The following is an 18,965-nucleotide window of genomic DNA, read 5'->3' as shown; positions in this document are numbered from 1 at the left end:
AATCATGGAAAAGCTTTCAAGTTCATCACATTTTCTTGATCTGGGCGGCTTAGATTCACTCCGCGCCCAGGCACAGAAGGATGAGAAGGGCGCCTTGAAAAAGGTCGCCCAACAATTTGAAGGTATTTTCGTGCAAATGCTGATGAAAAGTATGCGCGATGCCAATGCGGTTTTTAAGTCTGATAGTCCTCTCAATAGCCAATACACTCAGTTTTACGAGCAGATGCGCGATCAGCAGTTATCGGTCGATTTATCTGACAAAGGGGTATTGGGCCTTGCCGATATGATGGTGCAGCAACTCTCCCCAGAAACCAGTCATTTCACGCCAGCATCGGTATTACGCGACGATGGCGGTATGAAAATGCTCCATGATGCTAAAGCCCTTAACGTGCCAATGCAGAGTGCAGTGGCGCCAGCGGTTGAACCCACAGTTGTTAACCATGGTGTCCCCGCTGCAATTGCTCGACCAGCATTTGAGCCCGATAGAGCCATGGATGCAAACTCATCAATGGACATTGATACGCCTAATCGTTTACTGGCGATTGATACACCTAAGCCAAGCTGGAGCGAACAGTCACTTTCTGTCGTCGACCCTGTGATTAGCGGCCAAGTTTTGCCTACGGCAGCCTTTAGGGAAACCCAGAAGATAGTCCGTTTCGGTAGCCGAGAAGAGTTTTTGGCGACCTTATACCCACACGCTGAAAAAGCGGCAAAAGCATTAGGTACCCAACCAGAAGTATTGTTGGCGCAATCGGCACTTGAAACCGGCTGGGGACAAAAAATTGTTCGTGGCAATAATGGCGCACCGAGCCATAACCTATTCAATATTAAAGCTGATCGCCGTTGGCAGGGCGATAAAGCGAACGTCAGCACCTTAGAATTCGAACACGGTGTGGCAGTGCAGCAAAAAGCTGACTTCCGTGTTTACAGTGACTTTGAGCATAGCTTCAACGATTTTGTGTCCTTCATTGCCGAAGGCGAACGTTATCAAGATGCGAAGAAAGTGGCAGCGTCCCCAACTCAGTTCATTCGAGCTTTACAGGATGCGGGTTATGCCACAGATCCTCGATATGCTGAAAAAGTCATTAAAGTGATGCAGTCCATCAGTGAAGAGCTGAAATCAATTCTGCCAGGAGAAGACAAATGATGAACCTTACAACCTTGTTTGTTCATAGGAGTGTCAACTAATGGCCGTTGATCTGCTGAATATTGCGCGAACTGGGGTGCTTGCCTCCCAGTCGCAACTGGGTGTCACCAGTAATAACATTGCTAACGCCAATACCGCGGGTTACCACAGACAAGTGGCAACTCAGTCGACTCTAGAATCACAGCGTTTAGGCAATAGCTTCTATGGCACAGGAACTTACGTAAATGACGTTAAGCGAATCTACAATGACTATGCCGCAAGAGAGTTGCGCATTGGCCAAACAACGCTCAGTGCCGCCGAAGCCAGCTATGGTAAATTGAGCGAACTCGATCAACTGTTTTCTCAGATAGGCAAAGTGGTGCCACAAAGCTTAAATAGCCTGTTTGCAGGGCTGAATAGCGTGGCGGACTTACCCGCCGATTTGGGCATCCGCAGCTCAACCATAACGAATGCGCAGCAAGTTGCCAGCAGCCTGAATCAGATGCAGTCTTATTTGAATGGCCAGCTCGATCAGACTAATGACCAGATAACTGGCATGACTAAACGTATTAATGAGATAGGTACAGAACTCGCCAATTTAAATCTAGAGCTGATGAAGTCGCCGAATCAAGATGCGCAGTTGCTCGATAAGCAAGATGCACTCGTTCAAGAGCTGAGCCAGTACGCCCAAGTGAATGTCATCCCGCAAGAAAATGGCGCGAAGAGTATTATGCTCGGTGGCTCTGTGATGCTGGTTGCCGGTGAGATTGCCATGAGTATGGGGACTCAAGCGGGTAACCCATTTCCCAAAGAGTTACAGCTTAACTCAAGTATTGGCTCGCAAAGCGTTACAGTTGACCCAAGTAAACTTGGCGGTCAGCTAGGAGCCATGTTTGATTATCGTGATCAGACGTTAATTCCCGCGGGTCATGAGCTTGATCAATTAGCGTTGGGCGTGGCGGATAACTTCAACAAAATGCAAGCGCAAGGCATTGACCTCAATGGGCAAGTCGGTGCCAATATCTTTAAAGATATCAACGATCCTATGATGTCCTTGGGCCGTGTGGCAGGTTTTTCTGATAATGCGGGTAATGCAACGTTAGGCGTTACCATAGATGACACCAGTTTATTAACTGGCGGTGCCTACGAGCTGTCATTTACCGCACCTGCAACTTATGAGTTGAGAGATACGGAAACGGGGGGGATAACACCGCTGACGTTAACTGGCTCGACGTTATCGGGTGGTGCTGGATTTTCAATCGACATAAAAGCAGGCGCAATGGCGTCGGGGGATCGTTTTGCCATTCGCCCAACAGCGGGCGCCTCAAATGGCATTGAAGTGGTCATGAAAGACCCTAAAGGCATTGCCGCCGCATCCCCAAAGATTACCGCTGATGCCGCTAACTCGGGTAATACTCAAGTTAAGTTGACTCAAATTGGCAATCGCAATGCCGCAAATTTCCCTGTGACGGGCAGTGAGTTGACGATAAAGCTCGACACTACTGCTGTACCTCCAACCTATGAAGCATTCGATGCCGCAGGAACATCACTTGGGGCTGCTACAACTTATACCCCACCGAGTATCAGCGCCTTTGGTTTTACCTTTGAAGTTGACAGCACAGCTGCAGCGGGTAATGACAGATTTACCTTCGATTTATCCTTCGCCGAGGGCGATAACTCCAATGCTGTCGCTATGGCCAAATTGAGCGAAAGTAAAGTGATGAATAATGGTAAATCGACCTTAGCGGATGTGTTCGAGAACACTAAGCTTGACATCGGCAGTAAAACGAAAGCGGCCGAAGTGCGTACAGGTTCGGCAGAGGCCGTGTATCAGCAAGCTTATGCGCGAGTAGAGAGTGAGTCGGGCGTGAATTTAGATGAAGAAGCCGCAAATTTAATGCGTTTTCAACAAGCTTATCAAGCCTCTGCGCGGATCATGACGACCGCACAGCAGATTTTTGACACCTTATTATCCTCAGTGCGTTAGGAGATTTAACTATGCGATTATCATCCGCGCAGCTCTTTAATCAAAGCATTACCAGTGTGCTGCAAAAGCAAACGGCGACCAGCAAAATTCTTGACCAATTGAGTAGTGGTAAGAAAGTCAACACTGCTGGTGACGATCCTGTGGCGTCACAGGGTATCGATAATCTGAATCAGAAAAATGCACTCGTCGATCAGTTCATTAAGAACATTGATTATGCAACGAATCGTCTTGCCGTTACGGAAAGTAAACTCGGTAGTGCTGAAGATTTAACCGGCTCGATGCGTGAGCAAGTTATGCGCGCGATAAACGGCACACTATCTGAAACTGAGCGGCAAATGATTGCCGATGAGATGAAAGGCAGCTTGGAAGAGTTGCTTTCTATTGCGAATAGTAAGGATGAATCTGGCAATTATATGTTCTCCGGTTTCAGTACCGATAAAGAACCTTTTGCTTTTGATAACTCGACGCCGCCTAAAATTGTGTATAGCGGTGATTCTGGCGTCAGAAATAGTTTAGTGCAAACCGGTGTGGCCATGGGGACAAACATCCCTGGCGATAGCGCGTTTATGAAAGCCCCCAATGGACTTGGTGATTATAGCGTCAATTATTTGGCCAGCCAGCAGGGTGAGTTTAGCGTTAAAACGGCAAAAATTGCTGATGCAGCAACTTATGTGGCTGATTCATATACGTTTAACTTCACTGATAATGGTGCCGGTGGTACTAACTTACAAGTGCTCGATTCTGCCAATAATCCCGTCGCAAACGTTGCTAATTTTGATGCAACCAATCCCGTTAGTTTTAATGGTATAGACGTTAAAATTGATGGAAAACCCAGCGCTGGCGATAGTTTCACCATGGAGCCGCAGGCCGAAGTCAGTATTTTCGATACGATCAGTAGTGCGATTGCATTAATTGAAGATCCTAATTCTGCCAACACTCCCCAAGGGCGAGCGCAGTTGGCACAGATATTGAATAACGTTGATAGTGGCGTCAATCAAATTAGTTCTGCCAGAAGTGTGGCGGGGAATAATCTGAAAGTTGTCGAAAGTTACACAGAGACTCATACCGAGGAGAAAGTGGTGAACACTTCAGCACTATCACTCTTGGAAGATCTCGATTATGCATCAGCGATTACGGAATTTGAAAAGCAGCAGCTTGCATTGAACGCAGTCTCTAACGTGTTTAGTAAGGTGGGTTCTGTTTCCCTGTTCGACTTTATTTAACAGAAAGCAAGTACCTATCCATCTGTAAGATAAATTGTTAAAAATTTAGCCAAGCTCCAAGCCTTGGCGGTATAACTAGGAAGAGGAACTCAACATGGCTATTACAGTTAATACCAACGTGACTTCGATGAAGGCACAAAAGAATTTAAATACTTCTAGTAGCGGTTTAGCGACCTCGATGGAACGTCTATCAAGTGGTTTGCGCATTAACAGCGCTAAAGACGACGCTGCGGGTCTAGCTATTTCTAACCGCTTGAACAGCCAAGTACGCGGTCTAGAAGTGGGGATGCGAAATGCAAATGATGCGATTTCAATTGCTCAAATCGCCGAAGGTGCGATGCAAGAACAAACGAACATGTTACAACGTATGCGTGATTTGACGATTCAGTCTGAAAATGGTGCAAACAGTTCAGCGGACTTAACAGCGTTGAAAGCTGAGATGGATCAGCTGGCGACAGAAATTGATGAAATTGGTAAAGCGACTGCTTTTGGTACCACGAAACTGTTAACTGGCTCTTTTTCAGCAGGCAAAACATTCCAAGTAGGCTCTCAAGATGGTGAAGATATTAAAGTTACTGTAAAAGCGAGTAATAAAACTTCATTGTCTGTAGCAAGTTTAACGAACGCAACATCTGCTAATCGAGCCTCATCCTTGGCTAAAATTGATGCCGCAATTAAAACTATTGATGCGCAACGTGCAGATTTGGGTGCTGTTCAAAACCGTTTAGCGCATAACATTAGTAATAGCGCAAATACTCAGGCAAACGTTGCTGACGCTAAGAGCCGTATCGTAGATGTCGATTTTGCAAAGGAAACCTCACAAATGACGAAGAATCAAGTATTACAACAAACGGGTTCTGCAATGCTTGCACAGGCTAATCAGTTACCTCAAGTTGCACTATCTCTCCTTGGTTAATGCCATTAATGTGAAATGGTATTGAAGTGCTTTTGCCTACTTGTTCTAGAATCTTCTAGGAAAGTAGGCAAAGCTTTTATTAGAGATAGTTATCTATATGAAAAAAAAGATTATTTTAAAAAGTTATTATTTTTTTAAAATAATCCTAAAGATAAAAAAGGTGCTGCCGTTAAATATACTGTAACCACTAAGACCCGCCTGGCTTAAGTAGACAGGCAAGTTCACAAGCCAGGTATAAAGAGGAAACGAATCATGGCCATTACAGTAAACACAAACGTCACATCATTAAAAGCTCAAAAGAATTTAAACACATCTGCAGGCGGTTTGGCCACTTCAATGGAACGTTTATCCAGTGGTCTACGTATTAACAGCGCAAAAGACGACGCTGCAGGTTTAGCAATTTCGAACCGTCTAAACAGCCAAGTGCGTGGTTTGGATGTAGGTATGCGCAACGCCAACGATGCAATTTCAATCGCCCAAATTTCTGAAGGTGCGATGCAAGAACAAACTAACATGCTACAACGCATGCGTGATTTAACGGTTCAGTCTGAAAACGGTGCAAACAGTTCTGCCGATTTAGATGCTCTTAAAAAAGAAATGGATCAGTTGGCGACTGAAATCGATGAGATTGGTAAAACAACTGCTTTTGGTACTACTAAGCTATTAGCAGGTGGGTTTTCAGCTGGTAAGAGTTTCCAAGTGGGCGCACAAGACGGTGAAGACATTAAAGTTACTGTAAAAGCGAGTAATAAAACGTCATTATCAGTTGGTTCATTAACGAATGCTACTTCAGCTAACCGTGCATCTTCATTAGCAAAAATTGATGCAGCGATTAAGACTATTGACGCACAACGCGCTGATTTGGGTGCTATTCAAAACCGTTTAGCACATAACATTAGCAACAGCGCAAATACACAAGCAAACGTTGCTGATGCTAAGAGCCGTATTGTAGATGTTGACTTTGCGAAAGAAACATCACAAATGACCAAGAACCAAGTGTTGCAACAAACAGGTTCTGCAATGTTGGCACAAGCTAACCAATTACCTCAAGTGGCCTTATCACTACTGTAATATAAAGTAGTAAAGTCGATAAGTGATAAGGGAGGTTCGGCGACGGATCTCCCTTTGCCACATTAAAAGGTTAATTAAGCTTTATAGTGTATTTGTTTTTTAAGTTTAATTAAAACAATTACTTAATTTGCTGAGGTATGGCTATGGATATCAATATAGCAAGTTCACCTTCTATGATTCACAATAAGGTTGAATTAGCTCAAGTGCCGCTAAAAGCATCTGCTTCAGATGTGGATTTAAAGCGGGATACTGCGGTGTCGGCTATTGAACAAACTGTAGAACAAGATGCGGCTGATAATGAACTGAATCCGAGTAAGTTGACTCAGGTTGCCACAGAGTTGTCTGATATGATGTCTATGATGTCTATGATGCGTAAGGGCTTAGCATTTAAAGTTGATGAAAATTCAGGGCAAGCTGTTGTTACTGTACTCGACCGAGATACTGGTGATGTTATTAGGCAAATGCCAAGTGAAGAAGCATTAGCTCTAGCTGAGAAATTATCTGAAGTCACTGGGCTTTTGATGAAAACAGAGGCCTAGATATACATTACTTGTAGTAATCGTTGAAGAGTGAGAGGTTTATATGGCATTAACAGCTATGGGTATCGGTTCTGGTTTGGATATTGGCAACATTGTTAAAGTGTTAGTCGATGCTGAAAAAACACCCAAAGAAGCGATGTTCAATAAAACTGAAGATAGCATCAAAGCAAAAGTTTCTGCCATGGGAACCTTAAAAAGCGCATTGTCTACATTTCAAGATGCCCTAAAAAAACTTCAAACTGGTGATGCTCTCAATCAACGTAAAACGTCTGTTAGTAATGAAACTTATTTATCTGCAACGACAGACAAGACCGCTCAAGCGGGTAGCTATGTTATTAAAGTTGAGCAACTTGCGGTAAATCATAAAATTGCTGGAAAAAACGTTGTAGATCCTGCATTGCCTGTTGGCGAAGGAAGCTTAGCTTTTGGCATCAATGGCAAGAGCTTTTCTGTTGATATTGCTGCAACCGACTCATTATCTGACATTGCTAAGAAAGTTAATGAATCATCAGATAATACAGGTGTGACGGCGACAGTCATTACCAGTGATGCTGGTAGCCGGTTGATTTTTAGCTCTAATAAATCGGGTGAAGATAATCAAATCAGCATTACAGCTAATGACACGACTGGAACTGGACTCAATGATATGTTCGGTGCTGGAAATATCTCCACGCTTCAAGATGCTAAAAATGCAATTATTTATATTGATAACCAGAAGGTTACCTCACAAACTAATGAAGTTAAAAATGCTATTGCAGGGGTGACGTTAAACTTAGCTGATGCTGATGTTTCTAAGACGACTACGTTAAAAATTGAACAAGATGATGATGCAGTAAAGACAAATGTGAAAGCTTTTGTCGATGCCTACAATAGTTTAGCGACAGCAGTTGATAAAATGTCGTCCTATGATAAAGAGAAAAAAACAGCAGCTGCATTACAGGGCGACTCAATGATCCGTTCTATAGAATCGCAACTCCGAAGTATATCGAGTGAACGAGTGCCAACTGATAGCGGCAGTTCGATAGCATTATATGATATTGGTATAAAAACAGATAGATATGGTAAGTTATCTGTCGATGACACTAAACTTAATAAAGTCATCTCTGAAGATATGGCCAGTGTTGAGGCATTATTCTCGACACCCGATAAAGGGCTTGCTAATCGTTTTAATGATCTTGCTGATAATTATGTTAAGTCACGTGGCCTAATTGATTCTCGTCAAACTGGATATACTAATCAGCAAAGCCAAATTACAGATCAAAGAGAAGCCTTTAAGCTTAAAATGGATCAGTTAACCGCGCGTTTAACTAAGCAATTTAATGCGATGGATCTTGTTGTTGGCCAACTCAATCAGCAGAGCAGTGGTCTTGTTGATCGTTTGAATTCGCTTCCTGGAGCTGTTAAAAAACGATAGTTAAATTATAAATGAGTAAGGGGAGTATAAGTGAAACAACTCGATGAGCTTAATTTCCTTTTGAGTGAAATTTTAAATAAACTGACTCAGCTTCCTGCTGAAGAGCCTCAATCTGACGAGTTGGTGTCGAACTTGCAAGTACTGGTTGGAGAGCGTCAACTTTTACTCAATGTATTAGTGGCTGATGCGAATATGACGGATGTTGAGTATCTTCAACATCAACTTGACCTTACTCAAGAGTACACGAGTAAAGCAAGTGTTGTAATGGCAGATAGGCAAGCATTATTACATGCAGGCAGTAAGAATAAACGCCAGATTAGTGTTTATAAGACTATAGATTCAAATAGGTAGGTGTTTATGAGAGGTTCACTGCAATCATACCGTAAGGTTTCATTAGAAAGTGAAATTACCGTTGCTTCACCACATCGTATTATTCAGCTTATGTTCGCGGGAGCACTGCAACGTCTAGCGCAGAGTCGTCTTGCGATTGAACAAAATGATCTGTCTAATAAAGGTATGTATATTGGCAAGGCTATTGGGATTATTACTGGGTTAAACAATAGCTTAGATATGGATGCTGGTGGACAGATAGCAAGGAATTTGAGTGATCTTTATGATTTCATGTTGCGTAAAATTTCTGAAGCTAACATCAATAATGATGTGAAAGCGATTGATGATGTATGTGAGGTTTTACGTACCATCAAAGAAGGTTGGGATGCGATTCCTGCAGATAAACATAATATTTCTGCGCATTCTGAAGCGGGTTAATATCTTATTTGGTGATTAAAAATAGACGCACTGGTTGCGTCTTTTTTTTGGCTTAAAGTCAAATGTTTGACGTTTTTAACTAGAATCATGGCATAAATGAACTAAAATCAATTCAGTTTGGCATAAACCTCATCTGAGGCTTGCTTCTCGTCTGCTGATAATACAATATTCATTACAGTAGTGATGGTGGCACAGATTGTTACATTGAATTTGTTAAGCTTTTACAGCAACTAATCATAAATAATTAATGCGAATTAATACATATTAGAGCTTTACGGCCTACTGAATGATGCAAACAGATCAACGAATTTTACTTATCGGCCCCCCATCAGAGCGATTAAATCGCCTGTGTTGCATTTTTGATTTTTTAGGTGAGCAAATTGCACAAATTGACGCCGAAAAATTAAGTGCTAGCCTCCAAGATACTCGTTTTCGAGCTTTAGTTATCCTAACTGATGTTATGGATGCAGAGATGCTTAAAAACATCGCGGGTCAACATCCATGGCAACCTATGCTGTTGCTTGGTAACGTTGACGATCTGCAAGTGTCTAACATTCTAGGAAATATTGAGGAACCTTTAACCTATCCTCAACTCACTGAATTATTACACTTCTGCCAAGTATTTGGCCAAGTTAAGCGTCCTCAAGTACCCACAAGTGCGAATCAAACTAAGTTATTCCGAAGCTTGGTGGGGCGCAGCGATGGTATTGCTAATGTTAGGCATTTGATTAATCAAGTAGCGACATCTGAGGCAACCGTGCTTGTACTGGGTCAATCGGGTACAGGTAAAGAAGTGGTCGCCCGTAATATCCATTATTTGTCTGAGCGCCGTGATGGCCCTTTTATCCCAGTGAATTGTGGTGCTATACCACCAGAGTTGTTAGAGAGTGAACTTTTTGGTCATGAGAAGGGATCATTTACTGGGGCAATTTGTTCTCGTAAGGGCCGTTTCGAATTGGCGGAAGGTGGCACACTATTTCTCGATGAAATTGGTGACATGCCATTGCAGATGCAAGTTAAATTGCTTCGTGTACTGCAAGAACGGGTATTTGAGCGTGTTGGTGGCACTAAGACCATCAATGCCGATGTGCGCGTTGTAGCAGCGACACATAGAGATTTAGAAACCATGATCAGCGTGAATGAGTTCCGCGAGGATCTCTATTACCGCCTAAACGTATTCCCGATTGAAATGCCTGCGCTATGTGATCGCAAGGACGATGTGCCTTTGCTATTACAAGAGTTGGTGAGCCGAGTCTATAACGAAGGCCGTGGCAAGGTGCGTTTTACGCAGCGTGCGATAGAGTCGTTAAAAGAACATGCTTGGTCGGGTAACGTGCGTGAGCTGTCTAATTTAGTCGAACGCCTCACCATTTTATATCCGGGTGGACTGGTTGATGTTAACGACTTACCCGTTAAGTATCGCCATATCGATGTGCCCGAATATTGTGTAGAGATGAGCGAAGAGCAACAGGAACGTGATGCTTTGGCTTCTATCTTTAGTGATGAAGAGCCGGTTGAAATCCCTGAGACGCGTTTTCCTAGTGAGCTACCACCTGAAGGCGTGAACCTTAAGGATTTATTAGCAGAACTAGAAATCGACATGATACGTCAGGCACTAGAGCTGCAAGATAACGTTGTTGCTCGCGCTGCTGAGATGTTAGGAATTCGTCGTACAACGCTAGTAGAAAAAATGCGTAAGTACGGAATGACCAAAGATTAGTTTTCTATTTTATTGTTATATAAGTCGTTTTAACCTCTAAAGTTCAATTTCTAATTTGGCATAGATACTGCAGTCACTCCGTCATAAGCATTTTTTTGACGGAGTGACTATGTCAGCCAACCCACTAGCGCAAATTGAGTCATTCAAGCACACTAGCAAACAATGGAACCAACTGCGTGAGGCCGCAAATATGTCCAATCGAATGGAGCATATTTTACAGGCTATGCCATCCGGCGTGGTGATTATCAATGGCGACGGTATAGTCACGGATGCCAATCCGGTTGCAGTTGAATTACTTGAGCGCTCCTTGTGTGGCGTTCGCTGGATTGATGTGATCCACAGTGCCTTTGCGCCACAGGATGATGATGGTCACGAAGTGTCACTGCGTAATGGCCGCCGCGTTAAATTAGCAATTACGCCACTTACGCCAGAGCCTGGACAATTAATTGTGTTAACTGATCTGACTGAAACTCGATTATTACAGAAAAATCTATCCCATCTACAACGCTTATCTGCACTGGGTAAAATGGTCGCGACCTTGGCACATCAAGTGCGCACGCCTTTATCCGCCGCTTTGCTATATGCCTCTAATCTTGCGAGTCCTAAGTTATCCGATGCCGCTAAAGCTAAATTCCAGCAAAAGCTTGTTGATAGGCTTAATGAACTGGAGCGTCAGGTTAACGACATGCTATTGATGGCGAAAGGCCGTCAGGATGAACTGGGAGATTTGATTACACTGGCTGAGGTTATCGACAATGTATTGGCAAATTGTGAGCCGATAGCGGCTAAGCAAGGTTGTGACTTGTCATTTGATGATGCATCAAGCAGTTCGATGTTAGCCAATTCAAATGCATTAAGCTCGGCAATCAACAATTTAGTGATGAACAGCATAGAAGCTGGAGCAACTGAGATTCGTATTCAGGCGAAAGAAGAGGGCGATCAGTTACTACTGAATGTCATCGACAATGGCAAAGGCTTAGATGCCAATATGCAGCAGAAGGTACTTGAACCTTTCTTTACGACTAAGTCGCAGGGAACTGGGCTCGGGTTAGCGGTTGTGCAATCTGTGGTGCGTAATCATGGAGGACAACTGCAATTAAGTTGCTTACCGAATAAAGGCTGTACTGTGTCTTTAGTCTTCCCAAGAGCTAAATCTGCGGTGATATTACCTTTGGAGATTACCCATGTCTGAAGCAAAGTTATTGCTCGTTGAAGATGATGCCTCATTGCGTGAAGCCTTGTTGGATACCTTAATGTTGGCTCAGTATGAGTGCATTGATGTTGCCTCCGGTGAAGACGCTATTTTAGCCTTGAAACAACATCAATTTGATTTAGTCATTAGTGATGTGCAGATGCAAGGCATTGGTGGGTTAGGATTATTAAACTTCCTACAGCAACATCATCCTAAGTTGCCAGTATTGTTGATGACAGCTTATGCCACGATTGGTAGTGCGGTGGATGCCATTAAATTGGGCGCTGTCGATTACTTAGCGAAACCTTTTGCGCCAGAAGTCTTGCTCAATCAAGTTTCCCGCTATTTGCCGTTAAAACAAAATGTGGATCAGCCAGTAGTTGCCGATGAGAAGAGTTTAGCTTTATTGGCACTGGCTCAGCGGGTTGCTGCATCCGATGCTTCGGTCATGATCTTAGGCCCAAGCGGCTCGGGTAAAGAAGTCTTGGCCCGTTATATTCATCAACACAGTAGCCGTGCCGATCAAGCTTTTGTGGCCATTAACTGTGCTGCAATTCCCGAGAATATGCTTGAAGCTACCCTTTTTGGTTATGAAAAGGGCGCATTTACTGGCGCCTATCAAGCGTGTCCTGGGAAATTTGAGCAGGCTCAAGGTGGCACTTTGCTGCTAGATGAAATATCTGAGATGGATTTAGGCTTACAAGCTAAGTTATTGCGAGTATTGCAAGAGCGTGAAGTTGAGCGTTTAGGCGGCCGTAAAACTATTAAGCTCGATGTGCGCGTGCTTGCCACATCCAATCGAGACCTAAAAACCGTGGTGGCGGCAGGTGGCTTTAGGGAAGATCTCTACTATCGAATCAACGTGTTCCCATTAGCTTGGCCCGCATTAAGTCAACGTCCAGCGGATATTTTACCCCTTGCACGCCATTTATTGGTTAAGCATGCCAAGGCATTGAATGTCGCCGATGTGCCTGAGTTGGATGAAAATGCACGTCGACGTTTATTGAGTCATCGCTGGCCGGGGAACGTACGTGAACTCGATAATGTGATCCAGCGGGCTTTGATATTAAGAGCCGGTCAAGTGATCACCGCCAATGACATTATTATCGATACGCAGGATGTGGTTTTAGGCGGTGAAGACCTAGATCAATTTGCTGCCGAGCCAGACGGTTTAGGCGAAGAACTTAAAGCGCAGGAGCATGTGATTATTCTAGAAACTCTTAATCAATGCCAAGGAAGCCGCAAACTGGTCGCTGAAAAACTGGGGATAAGCGCCCGAACCCTAAGATACAAGATGGCAAGGATGCGTGATATGGGCATTCAATTACCAAATTAGTCTTTAAATTCAAGCTATGATATTGCAGCCTCCATATTGATTGTGAGGCTGCATTTTTTGAAATATACCAGCATAAAAGTGACCTATTTTATCCAGAATCCTTAGTTTTAACGTCTTCTTATCCCGTCAATTTGTTATCAATCACGACCATTTGAAAACTTGGCCGTTATTTTGCATTGTCCCGTTATAGGTATTTTGATCGTCAAGAACTCGACGACTGGGAGCTCAGCATGCAAATAGGCGCAAATTCATTCCTGCAAGAAATGCAGAAACTCCAAGGCGAAATTACGCCGTCTTTTGGCATTCAGCCAAATATCATGCAGCAAGTTAATAACACCAGTGGTGCGGACTTCGGTCAGTTACTCTCGCAAGCCGTCGGCAATGTCAGCGGTTTACAGTCAACATCATCAAACCTCGCGACGCGCTTAGAAATGGGAGATACTACCGTCACTTTGTCGGATACTGTTATCGCCCGTGAGAAAGCCAGCGTCGCCTTCGAGGCAACGGTACAAGTGCGTAATAAGCTTGTCGAAGCCTATAAAGAAATAATGAGCATGCCTGTCTAGGCCAGTGAATAACCCAATTAGCAGGTACGAATCGTGAGCACAGAAATGATTGTCGGATCCAATTCCGACTTAGCTGACCAAGGTGTCCAGCAAGAACATAAGTCAGGAATGATGGGAAACCTTGGCGGTGTCGATATGATGCGTCAAGTAACTATGATTTTAGCCTTGGCGATTTGTTTGGCCTTAGCCGTATTTGTCATGCTGTGGGCACAGGAGCCTGAGTATCGTCCATTGGGTAAAATGGAAACTCAGGAAATGGTTCAAGTATTAGATGTGCTTGATAAAAATAAAGTTAAGTATCAAATAGACGTGGACGTGATTAAAGTCCCCGAAGATAAATATCAAGAAGTGAAAATGATGCTGAGCCGCGCAGGCGTTGACAGCCCTGCGGCTAGTCAAGACTTTCTGAATCAAGACAGCGGCTTTGGTGTCAGCCAACGAATGGAGCAAGCCCGTCTTAAGCACAGCCAAGAAGAAAACCTAGCCCGTGCGATTGAGCAACTACAAAGTGTTAGCCGCGCCAAAGTGATCCTCGCGTTACCTAAAGAAAACGTCTTTGCTCGCAATGCCTCAAAACCAAGTGCGACTGTGGTCATCAATACCCGCCGTGGCGGTTTAGGCCAAGGTGAAGTCGACGCTATCGTTGATATCGTTGCCTCTGCTGTGCAAGGTTTAGAGCCATCACGGGTGACTGTGACCGACTCTAACGGCCGTTTATTAAACTCCGGCAGCCAAGATGGCGCGTCTGCGACAGCCCGTCGCGAGCTTGAATTAGTACAGCAAAAAGAAGCCGAGTATCGCACTAAGATTGAATCGATTTTGGTACCTATCTTAGGTCCTGATAATTTCACCTCTCAAGTCGATGTCAGCATGGACTTCACTGCGGTCGAGCAAACCTCTAAGCGTTATAACCCCGATTTACCGTCTTTACGCAGCGAAATGACCGTTGAAAATAATACCACTGGCGGCTCTTCAGGTGGGATCCCTGGCGCACTATCGAATCAACCGCCAATGGAATCGAACATTCCGCAAGATGCGACTAAAGCTACCGAGTCTGCCACTGCAGGTAATTCGCACCGTGAAGCGACCCGTAATTTTGAGTTAGATACCACTATTAGCCATACTCGTCAGCAAGTTGGCGCCGTTCGCCGCATTAGTGTGTCGGTTGCGGTGGACTTTAAACCCGGTGCTGCCGGAGAAAATGGTCAAGTGGCGCGTGTTGCCCGTACCGAACAAGAACTGACCAATATCCGTCGTTTACTCGAAGGTGCGGTAGGTTTTAGCTCGCAACGGGGTGATGTGTTAGAAGTGGTAACGGTTCCCTTTATGGATCAATTGGTTGAAGACTTGCCAGCACTAGAACTGTGGGAACAACCTTGGTTCTGGCGTGCGATTAAGCTCGGTATTGGTGCGCTAGTGATTCTGGTACTGATTTTAGCTGTGGTACGGCCTATGCTGAAACGCTTAATCTATCCTGACAGTGTGAATATGCCTGAGGATGGCAGATTAGGTAACGAATTGGCCGAAATTGAGGACCAGTACGCGGCAGATACGCTAGGGATGCTCAATACCCAAGAGGCGGAATACAGTTATGCCGATGATGGTTCAATTCATATCCCTAATTTGCACAAAGATGATGATATGATTAAAGCTATCCGTGCGCTCGTGGCTAATGAGCCTGAGCTCTCTACTCAAGTCGTGAAAAACTGGTTACAAGACAATGGCTGAGAATAAAACGAAAGAAGTGGCTCCAGCGGCCCCACCTGCCTTTAATATTAAGGATATTAGCGGTGTCGAAAAGACCGCGATCTTACTCCTCAGTTTGAGTGAGGCCGATGCTGCATCCATTTTAAAACACTTGGAGCCGAAGCAAGTGCAAAAAGTGGGCATGGCGATGGCGGCAATGGATGAGTTTGGTCAAGAAAAAGTCATTGGGGTACATAAGCTGTTTCTCGATGACATACAAAAGTATTCTTCTATTGGTTTCAACAGCGAAGAGTTCGTTCGTAAAGCCTTAACCGCCGCGCTGGGTGAAGATAAAGCGGGTAATCTGATTGAACAGATTATCATGGGCAGCGGTGCTAAAGGTTTGGATTCGTTGAAATGGATGGATGCACGCCAAGTAGCGACCATTATTCAAAACGAACATCCTCAGATCCAAACGATCGTGTTGTCCTATTTAGAACCCGATCAGGCGGCGGAAATTTTTGGTCAATTCCCTGAGAATACTCGCTTAGACTTGATGATGCGGATTGCCAATCTTGAAGAAGTTCAGCCCGCTGCACTGCAAGAGCTGAACGACATCATGGAGAAACAGTTTGCCGGTCAAGGTGGCGCACAGGCCGCGAAAATGGGCGGCCTAAAAGCGGCTGCCAACATCATGAACTATTTAGATACGGGTATCGAAAGTCAGTTGATGGAAACCATGCGCGAGTCTGATGAAGAAATGGCGCAGCAAATCCAAGACTTGATGTTCGTATTTGAAAACTTAATCGATGTTGATGACCGTGGTATTCAAGCCCTATTGCGTGAAGTGCAGCAAGATGTACTGATGAAGGCGCTTAAAGGCACTGATGATCAGCTGAAAGAAAAAATCTTGGGTAACATGTCAAAACGTGCCGCAGAATTGCTGCGTGACGATCTTGAGGCCATGGGCCCAATCCGTATCAGTGAAGTGGAAGTCGCCCAAAAAGAAATCCTGTCTATTGCCCGTCGCTTAAGTGACAGCGGCGAAATTATGTTAGGCGGCGGTGGTGGCGATGAGTTCCTCTAATCCGAGCGACAATAAACCGTCAAATAAGGTCTTGAGCGACGGTGATATTGAGTTTAGTCACTGGGCACTGCCAGATGTGACTGAAGCCGATGACGATTCTATCTCGAATTTGTTCGGCCATTCGAATCATCAAGCCGCTAAGCCGACGACGGTTGAGAGTGTTTCTCCGCCGACGATGGCCGAGATTGAAGACATTCGGGCCCAAGCTGAAGAAGAAGGGTTTGCCGAAGGTAAACTACAAGGTTACGAGCAAGGGCTAGAAAAAGGTCGCTTAGAAGGCTTAGAGCAAGGCCATACCGAAGGGCTCGCCCAAGGGCATGAGCAAGGATTAGAAACCGGTTTAGCTCAAGCCAAAGTTTTACTTTCGCGGTTTGAAGCCTTATTAACTCAATTTGAAAAGCCATTGCAATTACTCGATGGTGATATTGAGCTCTCCCTACTGAACTTGAGTATGACATTAGCTAAATCTGTCATAGGCCACGAATTAAAAACCCATCCAGAACAAGTGCTTTCGGCATTACGCTTAGGCATAGAGTCGCTACCCATCAAGGAGCAAGCGGTTACTATTCGGCTGCACCCTGATGATGTGATCCTTGTCGAACAACTTTATTCCACCGCCCAACTGACCCGCAGTAAATGGGAACTTGAAATCGATCCGACGTTAAGTGCAGGCGATTGTATTCTGAGCAGTCACCGCTCATTAGTCGATTTAACGCTTTCATCGCGTATCGATACAGTGTTTGAGTCATTACGAAATCAACATGCGCATTTGAGTGATAAACAGCATCAACTGCAAGAGACGATTGAAGCTGAAGATACTGCCAAACAAGTTGCTGTGGCGCTTGAGTCTGAGCTTGATGATCAAACGGCGGATGACCAAGCTGTCGATACGGTTAACCAAGACACTGAGGACATGCAATCTGCCTCAAATACAGGTGAGCACTTAGATACCCAATCGGATGCCAGAACAGATGCAAAATCGCCAACACCAACTGCTGAATAGGCTTAATCACCATCAGGAAAAAGTGCCGCCATTTCGAGCTGTGGCCAGTGGTCAACTCGTGCGTGTTGTTGGCTTAACCTTAGAGGCGAGCGGTTGCCGTGCGCCAGTGGGCAGCTTATGTTCCATCGAAACCATGGCGGGCGAGTTAATTGCAGAAGTCGTCGGCTTTGATGGCGAACTCCTGTATTTAATGCCTATCGAAGAATTACGTGGGGTATTACCCGGTGCCCGAGTGGTGCCTTTAGGAGAACAAACTGGACTCAATGTCGGCTTGTCCCTGTTAGGACGCGTGCTCGATGGCAACGGTGTGCCTTTAGATGGTTTAGGTGCGTTGCAGACAGATCAACAAGCGCCAAGACATAGCGCCGCCATTAATCCCTTATCTCGCCGTGCTATTACCGAGCCGCTGGACGTCGGTGTGCGCGCCATTAATGCCATGCTGACAGTGGGCAAAGGCCAACGTATGGGCTTGTTTGCTGGTTCAGGTGTGGGTAAGAGTGTGCTCTTAGGTATGATGACTCGCGGTACCACTGCCGACATTATTGTGGTTGGGCTGGTGGGCGAGCGTGGCCGTGAAGTAAAAGAGTTCATTGAAGAAATTCTTGGGGACAAAGGTCGAGCGCGTTCTGTTGTTGTTGCCGCCCCTGCAGATACCTCGCCGCTGATGCGCCTGCGCGCCTGTGAAACCTCGACTCGCATTGCCGAATACTTTCGCGATTTAGGCTATAACGTCTTGTTATTAATGGATAGTTTGACGCGTTACGCCCAGGCGCAGCGGGAAATTGCTTTGGCTGTGGGTGAGCCGCCAGCCACCAAAGGCTATCCGCCTTCAGTATTTGCCAAGCTGCCGCGTTTAGTTGAGCGTGCTGGCAACGGTGGTCCAGGTCAAGGTTCAATTACGGCATTTTATACTGTGTTGACGGAAGGGGACGATCAACAGGATCCCATTGCCGATGCATCGCGGGCGATTCTTGATGGTCACATAGTCTTGTCACGTTCGCTTGCGGACTCTGGGCATTATCCTGCGATTGATATTGAAGCCTCCATTAGCCGGGTAGCACCTATGGTGATCTCCAATGAACACTTGGAAGCGATGCGCCGCGTGAAACAAACCTATTCCTTGTATCAGCAAAATCGGGATTTGATTTCAATTGGTGCTTATGCCCAAGGCAGCGATCCTCGAATCGATAACGCGATACGATTACAGCCGGCGATGAATGCTTTTTTACGCCAAACCATGCGTGATGCATTCAGTTTTGCCGATAGCCAAGTCATGCTCGGGCAACTTGCCGCACAGTGCAAATAATGGCGTCATCGAATTAATCGAGGTC

The 18,965-nt window shown here is 45.0% G+C and carries 17 protein-coding genes; all 17 read left to right on the top strand.

Annotated elements, in window-relative coordinates:
* Nucleotides 1-4 precede the first annotated feature (4 nt).
* Complete coding sequence (gene flgJ, locus Q4Q50_RS00210) at nucleotides 5-1,147, top strand: flagellar assembly peptidoglycan hydrolase FlgJ (protein ID WP_311897834.1); 1,143 nt, start codon at nucleotides 5-7, stop codon at nucleotides 1,145-1,147.
* 40 nt (nucleotides 1,148-1,187) lie between these two features.
* Nucleotides 1,188-3,113 (top strand): flagellar hook-associated protein FlgK, encoded by a 1,926-nt coding sequence (gene flgK / locus Q4Q50_RS00205; protein WP_311897833.1) that lies wholly within the window; start codon nucleotides 1,188-1,190, stop codon nucleotides 3,111-3,113.
* 11 nt (nucleotides 3,114-3,124) lie between these two features.
* A complete protein-coding gene (gene flgL, locus Q4Q50_RS00200; protein ID WP_311897832.1) occupies nucleotides 3,125-4,336 on the top strand; it encodes a flagellar hook-associated protein FlgL in 1,212 nt (403 codons plus the stop codon).
* A gap of 94 nt (nucleotides 4,337-4,430) precedes the next feature.
* A complete protein-coding gene (locus tag Q4Q50_RS00195) occupies nucleotides 4,431-5,252 on the top strand; it encodes a flagellin N-terminal helical domain-containing protein (RefSeq protein ID WP_311890010.1) in 822 nt (273 codons plus the stop codon).
* Between the two features lie 252 nt (nucleotides 5,253-5,504).
* Nucleotides 5,505-6,323 carry a flagellin N-terminal helical domain-containing protein gene (locus Q4Q50_RS00190; protein ID WP_311890008.1) on the top strand — a complete coding sequence of 273 codons (819 nt, stop codon included), beginning with the start codon at nucleotides 5,505-5,507 and terminating at the stop codon, nucleotides 6,321-6,323.
* Between the two features lie 143 nt (nucleotides 6,324-6,466).
* Entirely contained in the window at nucleotides 6,467-6,862 is a 396-nt protein-coding gene (locus Q4Q50_RS00185) for a flagellar protein FlaG (protein WP_311897831.1), read from the top strand.
* Between the two features lie 43 nt (nucleotides 6,863-6,905).
* On the top strand, nucleotides 6,906-8,276 hold the full coding sequence (gene fliD, locus Q4Q50_RS00180; protein WP_311897830.1) for a flagellar filament capping protein FliD: 1,371 nt from the start codon (nucleotides 6,906-6,908) through the stop codon (nucleotides 8,274-8,276).
* A 30-nt stretch (nucleotides 8,277-8,306) separates the two neighbouring features.
* Nucleotides 8,307-8,627 carry a flagella biosynthesis chaperone for FliD, FliT gene (locus Q4Q50_RS00175; RefSeq protein WP_311897828.1) on the top strand — a complete coding sequence of 107 codons (321 nt, stop codon included), beginning with the start codon at nucleotides 8,307-8,309 and terminating at the stop codon, nucleotides 8,625-8,627.
* Between the two features lie 6 nt (nucleotides 8,628-8,633).
* Nucleotides 8,634-9,044, top strand: coding sequence for a flagellar export chaperone FliS (fliS, locus tag Q4Q50_RS00170; protein ID WP_006082411.1), 411 nt, complete (start codon nucleotides 8,634-8,636; stop codon nucleotides 9,042-9,044).
* A gap of 286 nt (nucleotides 9,045-9,330) precedes the next feature.
* On the top strand, nucleotides 9,331-10,764 hold the full coding sequence (locus Q4Q50_RS00165; RefSeq protein WP_311897826.1) for a sigma-54 dependent transcriptional regulator: 1,434 nt from the start codon (nucleotides 9,331-9,333) through the stop codon (nucleotides 10,762-10,764).
* Between the two features lie 109 nt (nucleotides 10,765-10,873).
* Nucleotides 10,874-11,956 carry a sensor histidine kinase gene (locus Q4Q50_RS00160; RefSeq protein ID WP_012089707.1) on the top strand — a complete coding sequence of 361 codons (1,083 nt, stop codon included), beginning with the start codon at nucleotides 10,874-10,876 and terminating at the stop codon, nucleotides 11,954-11,956.
* Nucleotides 11,949-13,292, top strand: a complete 1,344-nt coding sequence (locus Q4Q50_RS00155; RefSeq protein ID WP_259528083.1) for a sigma-54-dependent transcriptional regulator — start codon at nucleotides 11,949-11,951, stop codon at nucleotides 13,290-13,292. Before Q4Q50_RS00160 ends, Q4Q50_RS00155 begins: the two co-directional genes overlap by 8 nt.
* 230 nt (nucleotides 13,293-13,522) lie before the next feature.
* The gene (fliE, locus tag Q4Q50_RS00150; protein WP_311897824.1) at nucleotides 13,523-13,858 is read left to right on the top strand and encodes a flagellar hook-basal body complex protein FliE; all 336 of its coding nucleotides are present in this window, start codon (nucleotides 13,523-13,525) and stop codon (nucleotides 13,856-13,858) included.
* Nucleotides 13,859-13,903: 45 nt separating this feature from the next.
* A complete protein-coding gene (gene fliF / locus Q4Q50_RS00145) occupies nucleotides 13,904-15,586 on the top strand; it encodes a flagellar basal-body MS-ring/collar protein FliF (RefSeq protein WP_006082406.1) in 1,683 nt (560 codons plus the stop codon).
* Complete coding sequence (gene fliG / locus Q4Q50_RS00140; protein ID WP_006082405.1) at nucleotides 15,579-16,631, top strand: flagellar motor switch protein FliG; 1,053 nt, start codon at nucleotides 15,579-15,581, stop codon at nucleotides 16,629-16,631. The genes fliF and fliG overlap by 8 nt, the downstream gene beginning before the upstream one ends.
* Nucleotides 16,618-17,634, top strand: coding sequence for a flagellar assembly protein FliH (gene fliH, locus Q4Q50_RS00135; protein ID WP_311897822.1), 1,017 nt, complete (start codon nucleotides 16,618-16,620; stop codon nucleotides 17,632-17,634). The genes fliG and fliH overlap by 14 nt, the downstream gene beginning before the upstream one ends.
* Nucleotides 17,603-18,940 (top strand): flagellar protein export ATPase FliI, encoded by a 1,338-nt coding sequence (gene fliI, locus Q4Q50_RS00130; RefSeq protein ID WP_311897820.1) that lies wholly within the window; start codon nucleotides 17,603-17,605, stop codon nucleotides 18,938-18,940. Before fliH ends, fliI begins: the two co-directional genes overlap by 32 nt.
* Nucleotides 18,941-18,965 lie beyond the last annotated feature (25 nt).

This window comes from Shewanella scandinavica (assembly GCF_031932065.1).
Lineage (GTDB): Bacteria > Pseudomonadota > Gammaproteobacteria > Enterobacterales > Shewanellaceae > Shewanella > Shewanella baltica.
Note: the sequence above shows the minus strand (reverse complement) of the source record. Positions and strands in the feature narration are given on the sequence as shown.

Bases quoted from the DNA above. Each gene is read 5' to 3' on its own strand.
- flgJ (WP_311897834.1), top strand. From the start codon at position 5: ATGGAAAAGCTTTCAAGTTCATCACATTTTCTTGATCTGGGCGGCTTA.
- Q4Q50_RS00195 (WP_311890010.1), top strand. From the start codon at position 4,431: ATGGCTATTACAGTTAATACCAACGTGACTTCGATGAAGGCACAAAAG.
- flgK (WP_311897833.1), top strand. From the start codon at position 1,188: ATGGCCGTTGATCTGCTGAATATTGCGCGAACTGGGGTGCTTGCCTCC.
- fliF (WP_006082406.1), top strand. From the start codon at position 13,904: ATGATTGTCGGATCCAATTCCGACTTAGCTGACCAAGGTGTCCAGCAA.
- Q4Q50_RS00190 (WP_311890008.1), top strand. From the start codon at position 5,505: ATGGCCATTACAGTAAACACAAACGTCACATCATTAAAAGCTCAAAAG.
- fliG (WP_006082405.1), top strand. From the start codon at position 15,579: ATGGCTGAGAATAAAACGAAAGAAGTGGCTCCAGCGGCCCCACCTGCC.
- fliE (WP_311897824.1), top strand. From the start codon at position 13,523: ATGCAAATAGGCGCAAATTCATTCCTGCAAGAAATGCAGAAACTCCAA.
- Q4Q50_RS00160 (WP_012089707.1), top strand. From the start codon at position 10,874: ATGTCAGCCAACCCACTAGCGCAAATTGAGTCATTCAAGCACACTAGC.
- Q4Q50_RS00185 (WP_311897831.1), top strand. From the start codon at position 6,467: ATGGATATCAATATAGCAAGTTCACCTTCTATGATTCACAATAAGGTT.
- fliS (WP_006082411.1), top strand. From the start codon at position 8,634: ATGAGAGGTTCACTGCAATCATACCGTAAGGTTTCATTAGAAAGTGAA.
- fliI (WP_311897820.1), top strand. From the start codon at position 17,603: ATGCAAAATCGCCAACACCAACTGCTGAATAGGCTTAATCACCATCAG.
- fliH (WP_311897822.1), top strand. From the start codon at position 16,618: ATGAGTTCCTCTAATCCGAGCGACAATAAACCGTCAAATAAGGTCTTG.
- fliD (WP_311897830.1), top strand. From the start codon at position 6,906: ATGGCATTAACAGCTATGGGTATCGGTTCTGGTTTGGATATTGGCAAC.
- Q4Q50_RS00155 (WP_259528083.1), top strand. From the start codon at position 11,949: ATGTCTGAAGCAAAGTTATTGCTCGTTGAAGATGATGCCTCATTGCGT.
- flgL (WP_311897832.1), top strand. From the start codon at position 3,125: ATGCGATTATCATCCGCGCAGCTCTTTAATCAAAGCATTACCAGTGTG.
- Q4Q50_RS00165 (WP_311897826.1), top strand. From the start codon at position 9,331: ATGATGCAAACAGATCAACGAATTTTACTTATCGGCCCCCCATCAGAG.